The organism is Mesorhizobium sp. BHscii (genome assembly GCF_053848065.1).
In genome coordinates this window covers 414,502-429,411 of sequence record NZ_JBSPKW010000003.1, presented here as the reverse complement: position 1 = coordinate 429,411, position 14,910 = coordinate 414,502, and the positions used below count along the sequence as shown (strand labels likewise).

14 protein-coding genes are annotated in these 14,910 nt (G+C 61.2%); 9 read left to right on the top strand and 5 right to left on the bottom strand.

Going from position 1 to position 14,910, the window contains the following annotated elements; all coding sequences use genetic code 11:
• The first annotated feature begins 1,917 nt into the window (after window positions 1–1,917).
• Window positions 1,918–2,163: a hypothetical protein gene (locus ACWTU7_RS07310; RefSeq protein WP_127210427.1), complete on the top strand. Its 246-nt coding sequence runs from the start codon at window positions 1,918–1,920 to the stop codon at window positions 2,161–2,163.
• A 220-nt stretch (window positions 2,164–2,383) separates the two neighbouring features.
• On the top strand, window positions 2,384–2,593 hold the full coding sequence (locus ACWTU7_RS07305; protein ID WP_348640689.1) for a hypothetical protein: 210 nt from the start codon (window positions 2,384–2,386) through the stop codon (window positions 2,591–2,593).
• A 352-nt stretch (window positions 2,594–2,945) separates the two neighbouring features.
• Here the strand turns inward: ACWTU7_RS07305 and ACWTU7_RS07300 are convergent, their stop codons facing one another.
• On the bottom strand, window positions 2,946–3,560 hold the full coding sequence (locus ACWTU7_RS07300; protein ID WP_095521567.1) for a TetR/AcrR family transcriptional regulator: 615 nt from the start codon (window positions 3,558–3,560) through the stop codon (window positions 2,946–2,948).
• 90 nt (window positions 3,561–3,650) lie between these two features.
• Here ACWTU7_RS07300 and ACWTU7_RS07295 point away from each other — a divergent pair, with 90 nt between their 5' ends.
• The 7 genes from ACWTU7_RS07295 (at window position 3,651) to ACWTU7_RS07265 (ending at window position 11,300) form a co-directional block, all read left to right on the top strand.
• Window positions 3,651–4,757 (top strand): polyamine ABC transporter substrate-binding protein, encoded by a 1,107-nt coding sequence (locus ACWTU7_RS07295; protein WP_455838292.1) that lies wholly within the window; start codon window positions 3,651–3,653, stop codon window positions 4,755–4,757.
• A 13-nt stretch (window positions 4,758–4,770) separates the two neighbouring features.
• Window positions 4,771–5,616, top strand: a complete 846-nt coding sequence (locus tag ACWTU7_RS07290; protein ID WP_455838291.1) for an ABC transporter permease — start codon at window positions 4,771–4,773, stop codon at window positions 5,614–5,616.
• Window positions 5,617–5,618: 2 nt separating this feature from the next.
• A complete protein-coding gene (locus ACWTU7_RS07285) occupies window positions 5,619–6,416 on the top strand; it encodes an ABC transporter permease (protein WP_455838290.1) in 798 nt (265 codons plus the stop codon).
• Entirely contained in the window at window positions 6,413–7,477 is a 1,065-nt protein-coding gene (locus tag ACWTU7_RS07280) for an ABC transporter ATP-binding protein (protein WP_455838289.1), read from the top strand. Before ACWTU7_RS07285 ends, ACWTU7_RS07280 begins: the two co-directional genes overlap by 4 nt.
• A 3-nt stretch (window positions 7,478–7,480) precedes the next feature.
• A complete protein-coding gene (locus ACWTU7_RS07275) occupies window positions 7,481–8,242 on the top strand; it encodes an MBL fold metallo-hydrolase (protein WP_455838288.1) in 762 nt (253 codons plus the stop codon).
• Window positions 8,243–8,724: 482 nt separating this feature from the next.
• Window positions 8,725–9,498: an NAD kinase gene (locus tag ACWTU7_RS07270; RefSeq protein WP_455838287.1), complete on the top strand. Its 774-nt coding sequence runs from the start codon at window positions 8,725–8,727 to the stop codon at window positions 9,496–9,498.
• Window positions 9,499–9,689: 191 nt separating this feature from the next.
• Complete coding sequence (locus ACWTU7_RS07265; protein ID WP_455838286.1) at window positions 9,690–11,300, top strand: DEAD/DEAH box helicase; 1,611 nt, start codon at window positions 9,690–9,692, stop codon at window positions 11,298–11,300.
• 137 nt (window positions 11,301–11,437) lie between these two features.
• Here ACWTU7_RS07265 and ACWTU7_RS07260 read toward each other — a convergent pair whose 3' ends face one another.
• The 4 genes from ACWTU7_RS07260 to prfB all read right to left on the bottom strand — a co-directional run bounded on the left by ACWTU7_RS07260 (window position 11,438) and on the right by prfB (window position 14,801).
• Window positions 11,438–12,088 (bottom strand): OmpA family protein, encoded by a 651-nt coding sequence (locus ACWTU7_RS07260; RefSeq protein WP_065008303.1) that lies wholly within the window; start codon window positions 12,086–12,088, stop codon window positions 11,438–11,440.
• A gap of 178 nt (window positions 12,089–12,266) precedes the next feature.
• Window positions 12,267–12,635 (bottom strand): GFA family protein, encoded by a 369-nt coding sequence (locus ACWTU7_RS07255; RefSeq protein WP_455838285.1) that lies wholly within the window; start codon window positions 12,633–12,635, stop codon window positions 12,267–12,269.
• A 204-nt stretch (window positions 12,636–12,839) separates the two neighbouring features.
• Window positions 12,840–13,226, bottom strand: coding sequence for a hypothetical protein (locus ACWTU7_RS07250; RefSeq protein ID WP_455838284.1), 387 nt, complete (start codon window positions 13,224–13,226; stop codon window positions 12,840–12,842).
• A gap of 443 nt (window positions 13,227–13,669) precedes the next feature.
• Window positions 13,670–14,801 (bottom strand): peptide chain release factor 2 gene (prfB, locus tag ACWTU7_RS07245; RefSeq protein ID WP_127211857.1). Its coding sequence is split into 2 segments (ribosomal slippage): window positions 13,670–14,734 and window positions 14,736–14,801, totalling 1,131 coding nucleotides; the frame shifts between segments, so codons are not numbered across the junction.
• Window positions 14,802–14,910: the final 109 nt, after the last annotated feature.

Sequence of the window (14,910 nt, the reverse complement as noted above, 5' to 3'; positions counted from 1 at the left end):
CTCGACCGGAGCGCTCTCTTTCGACAGTGACGGGATCGGCGGTGCGTCTCAAACACAGTTCGCTACCCTTTCTCCAGGTCTGTCGCTTACGGCAGCCTCATTCTATGTGACCTGAAGGACCTACGCGGAGAAATAACATCCCGCGAGGGGCTGTCGTGGCCAAACAAGGACTGGATAAACAGCACCTCAAAGCCATCTTCCCGAACCGAAGGTCAGCGTAGCAAAAGGCGGGAGCCCGGTTTTCGGGAAAGATCATGCTCAAACAAAGCGATGGAGTTCCATCCCGATGCCATCGGGATGGAACGGGCTCTATTTGTGAGCTGTCTGTAGGTTGTCCAATGCGGTGGCCAAGCGCCACCAGAGTAGGCCGGCTCTGATGATGGCAACCTGTTGTCGCGCAAAGAATGGTCGCCTGATGACCCATGGCCAGCATCTTGCCGATCGTTAGCGCTGACTTGCGGAACCGCTCCTGTGGTCGGGCAGCGGCATATGGACAGCCCCTACCTGAAGAACGCCGCCGCCTCGTCATCATCATCGTCCTCGAGCGGCGGTGACCACTCCAGTTTGCAAAATCGGCGGGCGTGGCACCCACTGAGCCGAGGCAAAGCCGTAACAATTTCATGCGACTGGTCCCGAGATCGCCGCCTGTCAAATCGCCCGGCCAGAAGGGAGGCAATCGAGAGAATGCCCCTGTGCGATCGGTTCAACCATGGCAAGGAATCCGCAAACTCCCACCAGGCCTCTTGCTCTGGATCTAACCAAATAGAGCGGATCCCCAATCGGGTCGGCATATTCTGGTGGTTGATTGCTGCCCGTCCGGGAACACTCAGGATGCTTAAGCGAATAGCCCGTCATGCTGGCTTTTTCTAAAGGTACGCGCGGTCTGGCCGTTGTGTGACCCCATATTTTCAATTGGAAAAATGTGCGCGATGGGCCCGGAGCGGTTTTTAAAAAAGGCGTTGCGCTAGAGATGTGACCCGGCCCCCGCGTCATGGCGGAACCGTCATTGACGGACCGCGTTGATTGTCTCCAGAGAAGGAGACCGATCGATGTTCAGGTTGCTGCTGTTAGGGCTAATCGGCTATCTCGTTTACCGCTACGGGCGCGAGATACTCGAGGAGACATCAGACGACGTGCCCGGCGCACCGAGGCGGCGCAGAGAGTCTTGATCGGCATTGTCATTCACCGGCTCGAGGTCTGGCCGCAGGGTGTAGAATTCGCGCCACGATAGGCGCTTACCGCGGAATGGTCGGTCGCTGTCGCTGGGTACGGTTGCTGCCATTGATGCTCCCTTCTGTCGCTATGTCTGGCCTTCATGCTGCTTCCTTCCAATGCAGAGAGCGAACGGCGTTGTTGTCATCATTTTCGCGAGGGAGATTGTCGTTCAACTCGTCGGGGTATCGGCACCACCTCTCGATTCCTCCTCATCTTTGCCAGTCCAGAAATCGACTAGAACACGGCGAAATTCGATTTCACCCTCATCGTTCACGCCGAGTTGGCGAAGCATCTCGGCAAACTTGTCCCTCGCCATCCTGTGCCCGTATGTCTCTTTTCTCGCCCTCTCTGGCGTCGTGGGCCGCTGATGGCCCATTGGCGTGGGCCGGTTCATCCTGCTCATCAACTGGCCCGGTATCGTGGGCCGGTGCGGAAATTTGCCTTGGGTTGCCAATTCCAGAACGTTGATGACGGGAACATAGCGGCTGGCGCCTTTGCCCTTTCCCCGCCGTTGGAAGGTGCGTACAACCCAACCCGTGTCCATAAGGGCGCTGCACGGCATTGCGCGACGGCACAACGGCATCGGCGGGCGCGCGTTGCTTCAGGCGGTCGATATCTGCTTTCCCCGATTTCCACAGGTTGGGACCGTAGCATATCAGTTCCAACGCTTATATTCCCTAGTGGAAACCATAGGAGTCTCTGTTGGAGCAGAAACGCACGATCGCCCCCTTTATTGGTGGCATGTATGGCAGCCTTGTTGCCCTCGCGTTGGCGTTCGGTTTCCGCTTCCTGATGATTCCCGATCCCGATCCGACCTCGCAAGCAACTATAGTCCTTTCAGGACTGGCCTTCTCGATCTGTTTCAGCCTGACCTTCCTGCGCGAGCATCGACGCCAAATCGCCGCCGCGAGAGAATTTCTAAGCCGGCCAAGATCGTATCAGGACTAATCTTTGCGTTCTGCAACGCAAAGCCCAAACCTCTCCAGATAGCGTCCGGGGCATCTGAAAAATTCAGTCGAACCAACCTGATGCAACAGGGCGATGCTGGCCGGCCGGCATCTCCTGCTCGCCGGCCATTCTAATGCCATTCGATTAAAATGCCCCTGTGTATATTAGCAATCGCTCAATTTGGCGCGTCGACAATGTCAGGGCGGCGGGTTAAAACCAAATGGGTGATGTCATGCGAAGCGACTTCGCCGCTGCGCGCGAGCTCTTGGAGTGTGCCCAAAACCGGCTCTGCGGCATGGACGAAACGAGCCAGCGCGTCAGCGAGGCGCTGGATTCCCTGATCGAGGAAATAGCCATCGCGGAATTCCGCAAGGCGCCATTGACCGTCGTGCCGTTTCCCCGTGCGCGGCCACCTAAGCATGCCCGGTAGAATTGCCGATCGTGCTAAATGTTGATGGGAAGTCAGCGCCTGAGTGGCAGGCGCCTTATCGCCTCTATGACACACTCGCGACTTGACCAGATGCGACCGTCTTGGTGAACGTGTTCCTCACCCTGACTGACTTGTAGACGTAGGCGACCCAAATCCCGGTCAGTACAAAAGAGGCTATGGGCGCTGCTAGTGCACCGCCCGCGAGCATTTGGCTCATCGGCACGCCAAGAACCGCCGAAGTTCACACCGTATCCAGAATAAACACGATTGGTATTACAAACCACTGGTATGAACCGGTGTCCTTTGGCCAGAAATCCGTTCTTCCTGACCGGTCCTGAGACGGTTACCCGCCTCAAACCGCAATCGCCGCCACCAATATCCGGTTCTGCCTTCGTATTGCGGCGCGCAATTCGGCGATCCTCGCCTCATCACGCTTCACGAACTCGATGAACATCATGTTCATGTTGTTAAACACCAGCTCGCCCAAGGCCTGCCCGTCGATATCGCGGCGCACCAGGCCGAGCGCCTGTAGCCTCGCGATCAGCGCGCGGATCTGCTCGGTCAGTGCCCGGTCAAGCGCGGTATAAGCCTGGCCGAACGGGCTGTCGGGCAGTTGCGTCGAGATCGCCATCGCCTGCCGCCACATCTCCTTGCTGAGATAATGCAGCGAATGCTCGATATAGATGCCGAGCAGCGTATCGAGCGCATCGCCGACATTGGCCGGCGGATTGGCGACGACCCCCTGCCCGGCATTGAGCACCTCGTTGACCTCCATCGAGACGATGGCGCCAAGAATGTCGCCCTTGTTCTGGTAGTAATTGTAGATCGTGCCGACCGAGACCTCGGCCTGCGCGGCGATGGTCTCGATCTTGGCGCCTTCGTAGCCGGCATCGCGGAAAAGCTCCGCGGCCGCCTCGATGATGCGGCGGTGCCGATCCGCCTTTTGCCTTGCCCGCAATCCGCTCATATCGGCTATTTGCCATAAAAACAGAATTGACTCAATTTTAGAATTGGTTCAATTTTTTGCCAGAAGCCAAAAGGCAAGGGAGAACACTCGATGTCCATCAATCTGAAGGCTACGAATCCAACTACCAAGAACCCGCTTTCCGTCCTGAAGAGCCGTTTTCACGCCGCGTGTGCCGCGACAGCACTGCTGCTGGTGACGGGCAGCTTCGCTCAGGCTGCGGATCTCAACGCCCTGATCTGGTGCGATCACGCTGATCCGGCGCTGCTGCAGCCCTTCGAGGAGGCCAACGGTGTCAAGGTCAATGTCAAGGAGTTCGAAGGCACCGGCGCCGGCATGGCCATCGTCGAACAGTCGCAGCCGGGCGACTGGGATGTGATGGTGATCGACAGCATCGACGTACCGCGCGGCGTCGAAAAAAGCCTGTTCGAGCCGTTGCCGGAAGACAAACTGCCGCTGGCCGACCTCTTTCCCCAGGTGAAGATGGACAGCTCCACCGTGGTAGACGGCAAGCGCTACGCCATCACCGAAAAATTCGGCTACAACACGATCGGCTACAACAAGACCAGGGTCGATCCGGCCGACATGCAGTCGATGGCTGCGCTGACCAGCGATAAGTACAAGGGCAAGATCGCCATCTACGACTACTATCTGCCGGTCATTGGCATGGCCGCACTGGCGATCGGCAAGAAGACCGCCGAGCTGACCGAAGCCGACCTTCCCGCCATCAAGGAAGAGCTGCTGAAGATGAAGGCCAACGCCAAGCTGGTCGGCGAGGTGACTGCCAGCCAGACCGCGCTGGCAACCGGCGAGGTCGACATTCTGGTCGGCGGCGGCGAATGGGTGACGGCCGGGCTGGCCAAGGAGAACCCTGCCCTCGATTTCTCAATCCCGAAAGAAGGTGCTGTGCTGTGGTCGCAGTCGCTGGCGATGTTCAAGGATTCCAAAAACAAGGATATGGCGCTGAAATTCATCCAGTACATCATGAGCCCTGAAGGCCAGGCGCGGCTCTCCACCTCGGCCTGCTATTGGGGCATGCCGGCGAATACCAAGGCGGCTCTGACCGATGAGCAGAAGAAGATCCTGCGCTTCGACGAGCAGCCGGATTTCCTGGCCCGCGCCCAGCCCTATCCGGCGCCGAATGCCGATCTCGACAAGAAGATGCAGGACGTCTGGACCGAAATGCTGCAGGCGCAATGACCGGTCGCCGGTCATGAACTCTGCCACGGACAGTGGACGTGCCCTGCCCTGGGCGCTGGTCACGCCGGCGCTCGGCTGGACGCTGCTGTTCTTCGTGCTGCCTTTCCTGGCCATGGCGCTTTCCAGCCTGACGGCGCATGATGGCGGCGGCTTCACCCTGTCAAACTACAGCCAGTTCTTCAACAATCCGGCCTATTGGCAGGCTATGGTGAACTCGCTGCAGGTCACCGCCATCGTCACCCTGATCTCGGTGCTGCTCGCCTACCCCTTCGCCTGGATCCTGGCCGAACAGGTGCCGGCGCGCTGGCAGCGGCTGGCGCTGATGCTGGCGGTGCTGCCGTTCTGGACTTCCTATGTCGTGCGCTCCTACTCCTGGCTGCTGGTGCTGGCGCAGAACGGCGTGATCAACCGCGCGCTGACCGGCTCAGGCCTGTTTGCGGAACCGGTGCAACTGGCCAACACACGGCTGGCCACGATCATCGGCTTCGTCCATTTCTTCGTCATGCTTTTGACGCTGACGATCTTCGCCAATCTGAAGCAGCTCAGTCCCAGCTACCGCAAAGCTGCCGCCGATCTCGGCGCCGGGCCGGTGCGCACGTTCCTGCATGTCGTCCTGCCGCTGACGTTGCCCGGCATCATGGTTGGCGCTTTTCTCACCTTCGTGCTGTGCATCGGCGACTACATCACACCGCAGATCCTCGGCGGCAACAACGAACTTTTGATGCCGCAGCTGGTGATGATGCAGATCGGCCGGCGCGGCGACTTTCCGCTCGCCTCGGCGCTGTCGATCATTCTGATGGCCGTGGTTACCATTGCCTATCTCGCCTGCGCCCGCTGGCTGAAGATCGAGCGGGCCTGACCATGCGCTCCTCCACTGTGGCCAAAGCCATTCGCATCCTGTCCGGCCTCTACGCCATAGCCATCTATGGCTTCATTTTCCTGCCGGTGGTCGTGCTGGTGCTGTTTTCGCTGCAGGCGACGTCGTTTCCGATCCCGCCCTTCACCGGGCCGTCGCTGCGCTGGTACGACGCCGTGCTCGCCGACACCCGGCTGACTTCGGCGCTGGTCAATTCGCTTCTAGTCACAGCCATCTCCTCAGCTGTCGCCGTCACGCTGGGTTTCCTCTCCGCCTGGGGTTTTGCACGCTTCGTCCTGCCCGGCTCAGGCCTGCTGCGCGGGCTGATCACGCTGCCGCTGACGGTGAGCTATCTCATCATCGGCATGGGACTGCTGGTGCTGTTCAACTGGGCCGGCGTGCCAAAATCGCTGCTTGCCGCCGGCACCGGCCATGTCGTGATCAACCTGCCGCTGTGCTTTGCCATCATCTACAGCCAAATGGGCGACCACCAGATCAACATCGAGCGCGCCGCGCGCGACCTCGGCGCGCCCGAGTGGAAGGTGCTGCTGCTGATCACAGTGCCGGTGATGGCGCCGGCGATCTTCGCCGGTTTCTTCCTGTCGATGACCTTCTCCTGGGACGAATTCGTGATTTCCTTCCTGCTGACGCGTTTCGACACGACGCTGCCGGTCGAGATCTGGAACCTGCTGCGCTCAGGCCTCAATCCCAAGACCAACGCCGTCGGCTCGCTGGTCTTCGCCGTCTCCATCGTGCTGGTGGTGATGTTCGAACTGATGCTGTTGCGGAGAAAGCCGGCATGACCGCGCCGCTGGTCGATATATGCTCTGTCTCGCATCGCTTCGGTCAGCAGACCGTGCTGAAGAACGTGTCGCTGCAAATCGAGCCGGGCAGCTACACGATCCTGCTCGGGCCGTCGGGCTCGGGCAAGACGACGCTGCTGTCCATTCTCGGCGGCTTCGTCACGCCGAGCGAAGGCAAAGTGCTGATTCGCGGCGAGGACTGCACCGCCGTGCCACCTGCCAAACGCCCGACGACCACGGTGTTCCAGGACTATGCGCTGTTTCCGCATATGAGCGTCGGCGGCAATGTCGGCTTCGGCCTGCGCATGCAAGGCATCGATGCCGCGACGCGGAACGCGCGGGCGCGCGAGGCACTGGCGCTGGTCGGGCTGGCCACCGCTTTCGACAAGAAGCCGCACCAGCTTTCCGGCGGCCAGCGGCAGCGCGTCGCATTGGCCCGCGCCCTGGTGGTCGAGCCGGCCGTGCTGCTGCTCGATGAGCCGCTCGGCGCGCTCGACCTCAAATTGCGCCGGCAGATGCAGGACGAGCTAAAAGCGATCCAGAAGCGGGTCGGCACCGCCTTCATCCATGTCACCCACGACCAGGAAGAGGCAATGGCACTGGCCGACCATTGCGTGGTGATGAATGATGGGCGCATCGAGGACGAAGGGCCGCCAGAGCGCGTCTATGCGCGGCCGGCGACGCGCTTTTCCGCGACCTTCATGGGCGAAAGCACGCTGATATCTGGAGCGGTGACGGCGGCTAAGGACGGAACAGTCACTGTCGCTACGCAGGTCGGACCGCTTTCGCTGACCGGCGCATTGCCGGCCGGGACGACTGTCGCCCTCGCCGTCCGTCCGGAACACCTTGCTCTCGGCGCGGCCGGCGGCGCTGTAGGGCTCGGCACGGCCAAGGTGAGCGACGTTGTGTTTCAAGGCAGCTTCAAGCGCGTGCTCGCCGTTTCTGCGCAGGACCCGGCGCTGCACTTCATCGCCAAGGTTGCCGCCGCTGCGGCCGTCCAGCCAGGCGACATCGTTGCGGTTTCGTGCGACGCTGGCGACATCATCCTTCTGGCGAGTTGAGCCATGGGCGCGCTTCCGGTCATCGACGCTCCGAATTGGTATGAAACCATCCGCATGGGCGATGGCGTGACGCTGATCCACGAGCCGTGGATCAAGCCGTTCTTCCGCTGCAACATCTGGCATGTGCGCGGTCGCGACGGCGATCTCCTGTTCGACACCGGCCTCGGCCATTTCAGCCTGCGGCGTCACGTGCCGCTGGTGACGGAGCGAAGGATCATTTGCGTTGCCAGCCACACGCATTTCGACCATATCGGCTGCCATCACGAATTTCCGGACCGCTGCGTGCATCGGGCCGAGGCAGAAATCCTCGCCGATCCGCGCAATGAATGGACGATTGCCGACCGCTACGCTACCGACGCAATGTTCGATGGAATGCCGCTAGGCTGGGACGCGGCGCGCTACCGGATCCTGCCGGCGCCGGCCGATCGCTTGCTCGGGCAAGGCGATGTCGTCGATCTCGGCGACCGTGCCTTCGAGGTAATCCACACCCCGGGTCATTCGCCCGGCGGCATCACGCTCTACGAGAGGAAGACCGGCATCCTGCTTTCCGGCGACATCGTCTATGACGGCCCGCTGATCGACGATGTCTATCATTCCGCCGTCGACGACTATGTCGAAACGCTGCTACGGATGCGCGAGCTCGATGTCGCGGTCGTGCATGGCGGTCACTTCCCGAGCTTCGGCAAGGTACGCTACCACCAGCTTATCGACGAGTATCTCGCACAAAAGCGGCAGGCCGGCTGTCATCTGCTGCAGGCGCGATAAGCACCGGTGTATCGCATCGCGAGAAGTGCTTGACGAATTCACAACGCCCTTTGCGGGCACGGCGTGCCGGCGGCATCGCCGCAGCGTGAAGCCGTGGGTTGGGGTCTCAAACTCGTCTCTTCCGACTGGCGCACCAGTTGGGCAAAGGCAAGAGCAAAACTTCCCAGCATCAGGACGATGATAATCAGGCGTGTTACGGGCAATAGATCGGTCCGACTGGCTGGCCCCCACGCCGCCCATCCACTGCCGGCTAACATGATCGATCGGGCTTTACGAGAGTTTAATCCCCGTCTTAACCATCACATTCGCTTGTCACCCGATACGATGCGCGAGCGCCTGACCAGCGCTCTTCCCGGCGCGGTGTCTGGGGCAGCCCATGCCTCCCTTTGCAGATTTGCCGCCCCATGCTAACCCGGCGCTGGCGCGGCCCAAGCAACCGGTCGCCACCAACCGAGCGCCATCCACATCGCCAATGGGGAGCCATGAGCAAAGCCGCCAGCCGTTTCGCCTTCGTCTCGTCCGACACCGCCGACGCCAAGGCGGCGCTGGAGAGCCTTTCGGAGCGCTATGGCCAGACGTCCATCGAGGATGCAGAGATCGTCGTCGCCCTCGGCGGTGACGGATTCCTGTTGCAGACCTTGCGCGACACGATGAGCACGGGAAAAAAAGTCTACGGCATGAACCGTGGCACCATTGGCTTTCTGATGAACGAGTATCGCGCCAGCGGTTTGACGGGGCGCATCGCGGCGGCCGTTGCCGAAACGATCCGTCCGCTGGAGATGCAGGCGGTGACGGCAGAGGGCGAAACGATTTCAGCGCTGGCGATCAATGAGGTTGCGCTGTGGCGCCAGTCCTACCAGACGGCCAAGATCCGGATCACAGTCGACGGGCAAGTGCGGCTCGAGGAATTGAACTGCGATGGCGTGATGATCGCGACGCCGGCCGGCTCGACCGCCTACAATCTGTCCGCGCACGGGCCGATCCTGCCGCTCGACGCGCCGCTGCTGGCGCTGACCCCGGTCAGTCCGTTTCGCCCGCGCCGCTGGCGCGGCGCGCTGCTTTCCAACAAGGCGACGGTTCGTTTCGACATTCTGGAGGCGGAAAAGCGGCCGGTGAACGCCGCCGCCGACCACACCGAAGTGAAGGTCGTAACCTCGGTGACGGTGCGAGAATCGCCAACGGTGACGGCGACGCTGCTGTTCGATCCGAGCCACTCGTGGAACGAGCGTATTCTTGCCGAACAGTTCCGTTACTGAGCCGGCACAGCGACGGGCAGCTCGATTAAGAACCGCGATTAAGGTTACGACTTCACAATCACACCATTCCCCGCCCGTTTCTGTTGACAAATCGTGGGCTTGCGCCTACCTGCAATACCAATCTTGCAGGCGCGCGGCGCTTGCCGCGACTGCTTATGTTGCGCCCCCGAACCAGCCAAAGACAGCCAAACTTGTCCTCAGACGCCCAGATCGCTCAAGAAGCGTTGACCTTCACAGACCTCGGCCTGTCGCCGAAGGTCCTTTCCGCAGTCACCGATGCCGGTTACACCGAACCGACGCCGATCCAGGCCGGCGCCATACCGCACGCCTTGCTCGGCAAGGACATTTTGGGCATCGCCCAGACCGGCACCGGCAAGACGGCCTCGTTCGTGCTGCCGATGCTGACCCGGCTTGAAAAGGGCCGGGCCCGCGCCCGCATGCCGCGCACGCTGATCCTCGAGCCGACGCGCGAGCTTGCCGCGCAGGTCGAAGAGAATTTCATCAGATACGGCAAGAACCACAAGCTCAACATCGCGCTGCTGATCGGCGGCGTGTCGTTCGATGAGCAGGACAAGAAGCTGGAGCGCGGCGCCGACGTGCTGATCGCGACGCCCGGCCGCCTGCTCGACCACCGCGAGCGCGGAAAGCTTCTGCTCAACGGCGTCGAGATCCTGGTCATCGATGAGGCCGATCGCATGCTCGATATGGGCTTCATTCCCGACATCGAGCGCATCTGCGAGATGATCCCGTTCACGAGGCAGACGCTGTTCTTCTCGGCGACGATGCCGCCTGAGATCACCAAGCTCACCGAGAAATTCCTGCACGCGCCGGTGCGCGTCGAGGTTTCGAAGGCCGCGTCCGCCGCCACAAACATCATCCAGCGGCTGGTGAAATCCGGCTCGAAACCCTGGGACAAGCGCGAGACGCTGCGCAATCTGATAAGGGCCGAGGATGCGGAGCTGAAGAACGCCATCATCTTCTGCAACCGCAAGATCGAGGTCTCGGAGCTTTTCCGCTCACTGCTGAAATATGATTTCGACGCCGGCGCGCTGCATGGCGACATGGACCAGCGCGCGCGCATGCAGATGCTGGCCAATTTCCGTGACGGCAAACTGCGCTACCTCGTTGCGTCGGACGTTGCGGCGCGCGGCCTCGACATCCCCGATGTCAGCCACGTCTTCAATTACGACGTGCCGATCCATGCCGAGGATTATGTCCACCGCATCGGCCGCACCGGCCGCGCCGGACGCTCGGGCAAATCCTTCACCATCGCCACCAAGTCCGACACCAAATACATCGACGCGATCGAACGGCTGATCGGCAACAAGATCGAGTGGCATGACGGCGATCTGTCGACGGTCGTCGCCAGCGAGGGCGGAGAGGACGATGCTCCCCGCCGTGGCCGCGGCGTCCCGCGCCGCGCCGGCCGCAAGGACGATGACCGCAAGGACAGGGGCGAACGCAAGCCACGCGAACGCCACGCCAAACAAAGCGAAGCTGCAGCACCGGCTGTGGCGCGCGAGGAACAGCCAGTGGCGGCCGAGGCCGCAGTCGCCGATGCCGGTGAGCGACGCGCGCGCAAGGAAGCGATCCGCTCGGAAAATAGCGAGCGCCAAGCTTCGCCCGAACGTAAGGCTTCGCCCGATCGCAATCGCAACGAACAGCGTGCGCCGGAACGTGGCGACACCAGGCCGCAGCGCGACGGCAATCGCCCTGCCCGCCATCGCCAGGAAGACAATGACGCGACCGTCGGATTCGGCGACGATATGCCCGCCTTCATGCGCATCGTCGCCAAGGTTTGATCAGATACCAGTCCGCCTTTAGATCCAGAATACCTAAACGGAAACGGCCCCTTGCGGGGCCGTCTTCATGTTCCATGCCGGGTTCGTATCTGAACATGATCTTTTCCGAACCCGAAGGTCCGGGTTCATGGTCCAACTCAGGTGAGCGGTGAAAGCTGGATCTCGACGCGGCGGTTCTGAGCACGGCCGGCGGCCGTCGCATTGGAAGCGATCGGACGCGTCTTGCCGAAGCCGGTGACGGCGAAGCGGCGGGAATCGACGCCCTGCCCGGACAGATAGTTGGCAACGGCCAGCGCGCGGCGCTGCGACAGGTCGAAATTGTGTTCGTCGCCACCGGTCGAGTCGGTGTGGCCGAACACGTCGACGGTGGTCTGCCGGAACTTGTTCAGCACAAGTGCGACCGAATTCAGCACTTGATAGAAGCCGGGCTTCACCGCGTCCTGGTCGACGTTGAAGGTGATGTCGGACGGCATGTTGAGGATGATCTGGTCGCCGGTGCGGGTGACGCTGACGCCGGAGCCCTGAAGCTGCCGGCGCAGTTCGGCCTCGTTCTGGTCCATCGTGGCGCCGATGGCGCCGCCGGCGAGCGCGCCGACGCCAGCGCCGATCAGTGCATTACGGCGATCGTTGCCGCCGGCAAGCAGGCCGAGCCCCGCACCAGCCAGCGCGCCGATACCGGCGCCGGCCGCAGTGTTGGAAACTTTCTGCTCTCCGGTGTACGGATCGGTTGTGGTGCAGGCACTCACGAGCACAGCCGTCGCCACGGCGACGAGCACAGTCTTTTTCATCGGGTAGTCCCTCTCCAAGCGTCGCGCCGACGGCGCGCCATATCAGCCCTTCCGGGGTCGTTGTAACATGAAATGCGGCGAAAAGCGGAACGGGAAAAGCGGCTGCCTATGGCTTTTCCCGGGTGAATTCCACGGCCGCAATATTGCGCGATTTTGATCGGCTACCAGAGATTATCGGTTACCAGAGATTTTTGCCGTCGATGACAACGACCTCGACCTGGCCGAGGTCGAAATCGTCGAACAGACGCGAGTTCACGCTGATCTTCGGGTTGTCGAAATCCGGCTTGCCGGTCGACCAGTCCGGCGTTTCGGTGAAGGTGCCGCAGCCGCAGGTGGCGCAGAAACCGTGTTTTACCGTTTTCGAGCCCCATTGGTAGAAAGAAACATTCTTGAGCGAGCTGGTGAGCTTGAATTGCCACGGCGTGTAATAGGCCCACAACGAGCCGCGTTTCGAACAGAAGGAGCAGGTGCATTGCGTTACGGTTTGCGGCGCTTCCGAAACTTCGAACGTCGTCGCCCTGCAGTGGCAGCTTGCCTTTATGGTCATGAACGCCTCCCTCACGATTGCCTGCCGCCCGCACGGCAAGACAAACATAGAGAGACGTTCCCGACAACTGCCTGTCAGCAGGTGCCTGCGGGGGAGGCGTGGCGCGCTTCAATCTTTTTGATGCCTGTCGCTATCCCAAAACCGCTGCGCATCCCGGGTCAGACCATGGCTCAGGCCCTTCGGCAAGCTTTTGGGCGACAAGCATTAAAACGAAGACGGTGGCACGAACAGGCAGATGGTCTTTCCGTCGTTGGCGCCGGCGACCGAGCACCAGTGATATTCGCCATCGGGCGAATTCTTGATCCGTGCATCGCTGTAGGCCACGACCTCACCTGTCCCCTTGATGACATAGCCCTCCGGACGCTCGCTGATCGACGTCTGCGAGACCGCGCGGCAATCATAACCAGAACAACAGGAGAATGGGTAACTCCAGCCTTGCGGCTTCGCTGCAGTCGGCGTGGCGTCGTGCGCCAAAGCCGGCGCTGCAGATGCAATGATGGCGGCCGTCAGAGCCACCACCGCAATGATTGAATTCAGGAGGCGGCGCGCCGTCTGGACGGCTGAGGCCGATCGAGTGTTGAGAGCGGGCATGGGCGCAGTTCCTATCACCGAGTTATCAAGCGTTTCGCTTGCCCGTTCCCAGAACGTGTCTTCCCAGTGGCCGGATCGTCAGGTCGCAGATACGCCGCGTCCGGCCATAAATGCTTTTTCCCCCTAGCCTTAGATGCTGGGCTGATTCCTTTGTTGGCGCAAGAAATTGCTGTGCAAAACGAGCGCCGACATCTGCAGCCGGAACCAGCCTGCCGGGGTTGACGAGAGTGACTTCATAAACCCCGGCAGATGGGATCGCAGATAACGAGATTCAGCTCGCAGTGGTTCCGGGCTAGGCGCCGGCAGGCTTGCAACATCTAGCCCGAAGGAAGAAGTCGTTGTGGAAAATTGGATGAAAAAACAAAGCCGTAAAGCGACCGCTCAATTAGAATGAGAGCCTGTTACTCTAGCGTGATGTTCCTGCTGCTTGGGGCGTAGGAGCTTCAGTCGATATCGGCCACCACTTCGCCGGCGCCGCCCTCGATGCGCTGCGACAGCGACGCCTCCATAAAATCGTCGAGGTCGCCATCCAGCACGCTCGACGGGCTTGTGCTCTCGACGCCTGTGCGAAGATCCTTCACCAGCTGATACGGCTGCAGAACGTAGGAGCGGATCTGGTGGCCCCAGCCGATATCGCTCTTCGACGCTTCGGTGGCGTTCGCCACCGCCTCGCGCTTCTTCAGCTCTTCCTCGTAGAGCCGCGAGCGCAACATCTCCCAGGCCTTCGCCTTGTTCTTGTGCTGGGAGCGCTCGGCCTGGCAGGCGACCGCGATGCCGGTGGCGAGATGAGTGATGCGGACCGCCGAATCGGTGGTGTTGACGTGCTGACCCCCCGATCCGGACGAACGATAGGTGTCGATGCGGACATCCGATTCGGAAACGTCGATCTCGATCGTATCGTCGATCACGGGATAGACCCAAACGCTGGCAAAGGACGTGTGGCGGCGCGCATTGCTGTCGTAGGGCGAAATACGCACGAGACGGTGAACGCCGGATTCCGTCTTCAGCCAACCATAGGCATTGTGGCCCTTGATCAGCAGTGTGGCGGACTTGATGCCGGCCTCTTCGCCGTCATGCACTTCGAGCACCTCGACCTTGAAGCGCCGCCGCTCGGCCCAACGCGTGTACATGCGCAGAAGCATCGAGGCCCAGTCCTGGCTTTCGGTGCCGCCGGCGCCGGCATGGACTTCGAGATAACTGTCGTTGGCATCCGCCTCGCCCGAAAGCAGCGTCTCGATCTGGCGGGCCTTTGCTTCGCCGCGCATCGAGCGGATCGCCGCTTCCGCCTCGGCGACGACGCTCTCGTCGCCCTCTTCCTCGCCAAGCTCGATCAGGCCGATATTGTCCTCCAGCGCCTGGGTGAGGCCTTTGACCGCGGCGATGCCTTCCTCGAGGCCCTGGCGCTCACGCATCAGCTTCTGTGCCTCCAGCGGTTCGTTCCAGAGACTGGAATCCTCGGCACGCACATTCAGGTACTCAAGCCGCTTTAAGGCTTGATCCCAGTCAAAGATGCCTCCTCAGCAGGGTTATCGCCTGCCTGATTTCGTCGACAATGTTCTGCGTTTCCGAGCGCATGGCTAGTCGTTTTGTCCTGTGCTGAAATGGGGCGCTGTTGCTAAAACAGAGCTGGGTTGGCGCGATACATAGGGACGGCACCGCCACCTGTAAAGCGAAATGGGCCGGC

Bases quoted from the DNA above. Each gene is read 5' to 3' on its own strand.
- ACWTU7_RS07255 (WP_455838285.1), bottom strand. From the start codon at position 12,635: ATGACCATAAAGGCAAGCTGCCACTGCAGGGCGACGACGTTCGAAGTT.
- ACWTU7_RS07250 (WP_455838284.1), bottom strand. From the start codon at position 13,226: ATGCCCGCTCTCAACACTCGATCGGCCTCAGCCGTCCAGACGGCGCGC.
- ACWTU7_RS07295 (WP_455838292.1), top strand. From the start codon at position 3,651: ATGTCCATCAATCTGAAGGCTACGAATCCAACTACCAAGAACCCGCTT.
- ACWTU7_RS07260 (WP_065008303.1), bottom strand. From the start codon at position 12,088: ATGAAAAAGACTGTGCTCGTCGCCGTGGCGACGGCTGTGCTCGTGAGT.
- ACWTU7_RS07285 (WP_455838290.1), top strand. From the start codon at position 5,619: ATGCGCTCCTCCACTGTGGCCAAAGCCATTCGCATCCTGTCCGGCCTC.
- ACWTU7_RS07280 (WP_455838289.1), top strand. From the start codon at position 6,413: ATGACCGCGCCGCTGGTCGATATATGCTCTGTCTCGCATCGCTTCGGT.
- ACWTU7_RS07290 (WP_455838291.1), top strand. From the start codon at position 4,771: ATGAACTCTGCCACGGACAGTGGACGTGCCCTGCCCTGGGCGCTGGTC.
- ACWTU7_RS07300 (WP_095521567.1), bottom strand. From the start codon at position 3,560: ATGAGCGGATTGCGGGCAAGGCAAAAGGCGGATCGGCACCGCCGCATC.
- ACWTU7_RS07305 (WP_348640689.1), top strand. From the start codon at position 2,384: ATGGGTGATGTCATGCGAAGCGACTTCGCCGCTGCGCGCGAGCTCTTG.
- ACWTU7_RS07275 (WP_455838288.1), top strand. From the start codon at position 7,481: ATGGGCGCGCTTCCGGTCATCGACGCTCCGAATTGGTATGAAACCATC.
- ACWTU7_RS07270 (WP_455838287.1), top strand. From the start codon at position 8,725: ATGAGCAAAGCCGCCAGCCGTTTCGCCTTCGTCTCGTCCGACACCGCC.